At 72.9% G+C, this 4,931-nt stretch carries 4 protein-coding genes; all 4 read left to right on the top strand.

The features are described from left to right. Positions 1-147 precede the first annotated feature (147 nt). Entirely contained in the window at positions 148-543 is a 396-nt protein-coding gene (locus tag ABZ914_RS46520) for a nuclear transport factor 2 family protein (RefSeq protein WP_190854705.1), read from the top strand. A gap of 136 nt (positions 544-679) precedes the next feature. Beyond that, positions 680-2,428, top strand: coding sequence for an acyl-CoA dehydrogenase family protein (locus ABZ914_RS46515; protein WP_500201064.1), 1,749 nt, complete (start codon positions 680-682; stop codon positions 2,426-2,428). A gap of 7 nt (positions 2,429-2,435) precedes the next feature. Continuing rightward, positions 2,436-4,304: a fatty acyl-AMP ligase gene (locus tag ABZ914_RS46510; protein WP_500201063.1), complete on the top strand. Its 1,869-nt coding sequence runs from the start codon at positions 2,436-2,438 to the stop codon at positions 4,302-4,304. Between the two features lie 59 nt (positions 4,305-4,363). Continuing rightward, the coding region (locus ABZ914_RS46505; RefSeq protein ID WP_500201062.1) for a PadR family transcriptional regulator at positions 4,364-4,931 on the top strand (568 nt) is incomplete at its 3' end.

Below are 4,931 nucleotides of genomic sequence, written 5' to 3'. Positions count from 1 at the left end.
TGCCCCGCTAGCGCCGCGGCGGTTCCCCGCGCCCGCCACCCCCCCCCCCCCGGCCGCCCCCGGGCCCGGGGCGCGGGCCCCCGCCGGGGCCGCCGAGGCGGGCGCCGCCACCGCGGCGCGCGCCGTCACAGCGAAGGGAGCGGCGACGTGACGGTCCCCGGAACGTTCCGAGCGGCGGTGGAGGCCAAGGACCTCGACGCCATCACGCGGGCCCTGGACCCGGGCATCGAGTTCCACAGCCCGGTGATGGTGAAGCCCTACCTGGGACGCGACGCGGTCACCGCGCTGCTGCGCGTCCTGCTGGAGGTGTTCGAGGACTTCCGCTACACCGACGAGCTCGCCGGGACGGACCCGGCGAGCGCGCCGTCCCAGGCGCTGGTGTTCAGCGCGCGGGTGATGGGCAAGGCGGTGCAGGGCCTCGACCTGCTGAGGTTCGGCGAGACCGGGCTGGTGACGGGGCTGACGGTCATGGTCCGGCCGCTGCCCGCGGCGATGACGCTCGCCCGCGCGGTCGGCCGCCGCATGGAGGACCAGGGGGCGTGACGGGACGCCCCCTTCGTGATGGGGCGGCGCGGACCGGGGGTGCGGGGGGCCGCCCCGGAAGGCGCCGTCCCGGCGGCGGCGCGTGCCGGTGAGGGCACGCGGGCGCCGCGACAAGTTCGGCTACAGGGAGTGGAAGATGGACAGCGGAATGGTCCCCGCACGCGCCGGCCTGTCGCCGGCGCACGGCATCGCAGCCGATCTGGACGGCTTCCTCGGCGATCCCATGGACGACGAGGCCGGCCCGTTCTCCTACAAGGCGATCGTCGAGGCCGAGGAGCGCGACGAGCTGCCCCCCGGCGCGGTGGACGCCGTCCGGGCCTGGGGGTTCCCGAAGTACCTGGTGCCGTCCGGGCTGGGCGGGCGCCTGACGACGCTGGAGGAGCTGTTCTTCGTCACCCGCGGCATCTCGCGGCGCAGCGTCACGGTCGCGGTGATGTACGGGTCGGGCCTGCTGGCGGTGAACCCGGTGTGGCTGTGGGGCGACGACCGGCAGCGCAGGACGGTCGCGGACGGCGTGCTGAACGGCGACCTCGCCTGCTTCGGGGTGTCGGAGGCCGACCACGGCAGCGACGTGATGGCGAGCGAGTCCGAGGCGGTGAGCAAGGGCGACGAGCTGGTGCTGACCGGGACGAAGTGGCCGGTCGGCAACGCGACGCGCGGGCGGTTCGTCACGACGTACGCCAGGACCGGCCCGCGGGACTTCTCGCTGCTGCTGGTCGACAAGACGGCCCTGGCCCCGGAGAGCTGGTCGACGCTGCCGCCCGTCCGGACGGTCGGGCTGCGCGGCCACGACCTCAGCGGCGTCGTGTTCGACGGGGCGCGCCTGCCCGCGGACTGCGTGATCGGGCGGCGCGGAGCCGGGCTCGTCCAGACCCTGAAGACGCTGCAGATCACCCGGACGGCGATCGCGGCGCTGTCGGTCGGGACGATGGACGCGGTGGTGCGGATCGCGATGGAGTACGCGCACCAGCGCACCCTCTACGGCGCGGACATCTACCAGATCCCGGTGATCCGCGACCATCTGCTGAAGGCGCACCTGGACCTGCTGATCGCCGAGTGCGTCGCGATACCGGTGGCGCGCGCGCTGACGGTCGCGCCGGGCCGGCTGAGCCTGTGGTCGTCGATCGTGAAGTACTTCGTCCCGGTGCAGGGGGACGAGGTCGTCGCGAGCATGGGAACGGTCCTGGCGGCACGCGGCTACCTGCGCGAGGGCGTCGCGCACGGGGTGTTCCAGAAGCTGCAGCGCGACCACGCGATCGCGAGCATCTTCGAGGGCACCACGCACGTCAACCTCGCGAACGTCGCGGCGCAGCTGCCGTTCCTCTGCCGGCCGCCGGACGAGACGGGCGGCGAGGACGAGCTGCTCGCCGAGCTGTTCTCCTGGACCCGGACGCCGCCGACCTGGCAGCCGGACGGACGCCGCCTCCAGCTCACCAACGAGGGCCGCGACGAGGTCGGGCAGCGGTTCGAGCAGATCTCCGAGGAGCTGCTCGCGGCGGCGAACGCGCACGCCGCGCCGGGCGTCGCCGCCGAGCTGAAGGACCTGGTGTCGAGCATCGGCGCGCTGCGCGCGAAGGTCGACGAGGGCATCCGGGAGAGCGAGGGCGACACCTCGTCGGTGGCGGCGCTGATGCGCGCGCGCCGGTACTGCGAGCTGCACGCGATGGTGTCGTGCATGCTCACGTGGCTGCACAACCACCGCGAGTTCGGCGGCGCGTTCGCGGGCGGGCAGTGGCTCGTCCTGTGCCTCCAGCGGCTGCTGCAGCGCACCTACCCGGACACCGTCCTGTCGGAGGAGTTCCTGCCGACGCTTGAGGACGCGATGTTCCGTTCCTCCGGCGAGGGCCGCTGGTTCACGCTGACGACGCTGGCCGAGGACGTGTGACGGCGCCATGAGCATGGGCAAGCACATCGATTTCGTGTCGGCCGTCCGGGAGACCGTGCGGACGCACGGGGACGCGCGGGGCTTCACCTTCGTCAAGGAGGAGCCGGGCCCCGGCCGCGCCTACCGGGAGGACGTGCTCGGCCTCGCCGAGCTGGACCGGCGGGCCAGGGCGCTGGCCCGCCGGCTGGAGGAGCGCGGCCTGCGGGACCGGGCCGTCCTGCTGCTGTATCCGGAGGGCCTGGAGTTCATGGCGGCGTTCGTCGGCTGCCTGTACGCGCGGGTCGTGGCCGTCCCGGCGCCGCTTCCGGTGCTGGACGCGGGGCGCTTCGACCGCACCCGCCGCATCATCGCCGACGCCGACATCACCTGGATCCTCACCGACAGCGCCCATCTCGCGGGGCTGGAGGGATGGCTGAAGGAGGCGGGGCTCGCCGGGAAGGTGCAGTGCCTCGACACCGAGGCCGCCGGCGGGGAGGACCTGCTCGCGGACGCGGACGCGTGGACGATGCCGGAGTTCGGCCCGGACACGCTGGCGTTCCTGCAGTACACGTCCGGTTCGACGAGCGAGCCGAAGGGCGTGATGGTCACCCACCGGAACCTGCTGTACAACGCCGAGGAGATCAGGCGGCGCATCCAGGGGACGCCGGAGTCGATCGGCGTCGGCTGGGTGCCGCACTTCCACGACATGGGGCTCGTCGGCCAGTTCCTGGAGCCGCTGTACCTCGGCATGCGGTACGTGCTGACGTCGCCGATCACCTTCATCAAGCGGCCCGCGCTGTGGCTGGAGCTCGTCACCCGGCACCGCGCGACGATCATCGTCGCGCCGAACTTCGGGTACGAGCTGACGCTGCGCCGCGTCACCGACCGGCAGCTGGAGGCGCTGGACCTGTCGTCGCTCCAGACGGTGAAGAACGGCGCCGAGCCCGTCCGTGCGGCGACGCTGGAGCGGTGGTGCGAGCGGTTCGCACCCGCCGGGTTCGAGCCGCGGATGTGGATGCCGTGCTACGGCATGGCGGAGGCGACGCTGCTCATCAGCGCCGCGCCGTGGGGCACGGGCCCGGTGATCCGCGACTTCGACGCCGCCGCCCTGTCCCGCGGCCGGGCCGTGCCGGCGGAGGAGTCCGAGGAGCGCGAGGGGCCGGGCGGCGACGCGGCGGACGCGGGGGTGGCCGGGGTGGACGGGGTGGACGGCACGGTGCGGCGGCTGGTGAGCAGCGGCCGCCCGGTCACCCTGGACGTCCGCATCGTCGACCCCGACAGCCTGGAGCCGCTGCCGGACGGCCGGGCGGGGGAGATCTGGGTGCGCGGCGGCAGCGTCGCCGCGGGCTACTGGCGCAGCCCGGTCGCGACGCGCGTGACGTTCCAGGCGCGCACCGCGGACGGCGACGGCCCGTTCCTGCGCACCGGCGACCTCGGGTTCGTCGACGGCGGCGAGGTGTTCGTCACCGGCCGCCGCAAGGACCTGATCATCGTCAACGGCCGCAACATCCACGCCCACGACATCGAGGAGACCGCGCAGGCGGCCCATCCCGCCGCGCTGATCGGCGCCGCGTTCGTGCTCGACGGCGTGACGACCGAGGACGGCCGGGAGCAGGTCGTGCTCGTCCAGGAGATCAGTACGCGGGCCGCCGTGGGGACGACGCCGGACGAGCTCGCGGGGCTCATCAAGGCCGCCGTGGCGCGCGCGCACGAGCTGCCCGCGCTCAGCGTGGTGCTGACCGGGCGCGGCTCGGTGCGCCGCACGACGAGCGGGAAGCTGCGGCGCGGCCCGACCCGCCAGGCGCTGCTGGACGGCGAGATCGGGGCGCTCGGGGCGGACCTCGAACCGGGCGTCGCGAAATTCGTCCATACTCGACCTAGTCAAAAGCATGACTAATCATGTCGTTGTCTGATAACGTCGGGCATCACCCTGAGTCAAGCAGGGAGAGAAGTCCGATGGCCTTGCGTCACGCGGTCCTGGCGGCGTTGCTCGACGGCGAGTACAGCGGCTACCAGCTGGCCAAGATCTTTGATTTGTCGGTCTCCAACTTCTGGCACGCCGTTCCGCAGCAGCTCTACTCCGAGCTGTCGAGGTTGGAGACCGAAGGACTGATCAGCGGACGGCAGGTCATCCAGCACGACCGACCCAACAAGCGCGTCTACACCGTCACCCGGGCCGGCGTGGACGAGCTGGAGCACTTCGCCAGCACGCCCGCGAAACCCGGGACCATCCGCGAGAACATCCTCGTCATGGTGCAGGCCGTCGACCACATCTCCGCGGACGCGGTGATCGCGCAGCTCGAGGAGCGCGCCCGCATGTCCGCCGCGAAGGTCGAGCTGTTCGAGCGCATGCTCGTACGCCTGCGCGGTGACCTGGACGAGCACACGTTCCTGCGCAGCGCCACGCCGATCGGCCCGTACCTGACGTGCCTGCGGGGCCGCCGGTTCGAGCAGGAGCACCACGAGTGGTTCACCAGCACCGCCCGGCTGCTGCGCGCCAGGGCGGGCGCCCACGCCGAAGGGG

It is taken from the genome of Spirillospora sp. NPDC046719 (assembly GCF_040645715.1).
Lineage (GTDB): Bacteria > Actinomycetota > Actinomycetes > Streptosporangiales > Streptosporangiaceae > Spirillospora.
The sequence above is the reverse complement of the archived record's forward strand: the minus strand, read 5'-3'. Positions and strand labels throughout refer to the sequence as shown.

Coding starts and splice junctions, on each gene's coding strand:
- ABZ914_RS46510 (WP_500201063.1), top strand. CDS start 2,436: ATGAGCATGGGCAAGCACATCGATTTCGTGTCGGCCGTCCGGGAGACC.
- ABZ914_RS46515 (WP_500201064.1), top strand. CDS start 680: ATGGACAGCGGAATGGTCCCCGCACGCGCCGGCCTGTCGCCGGCGCAC.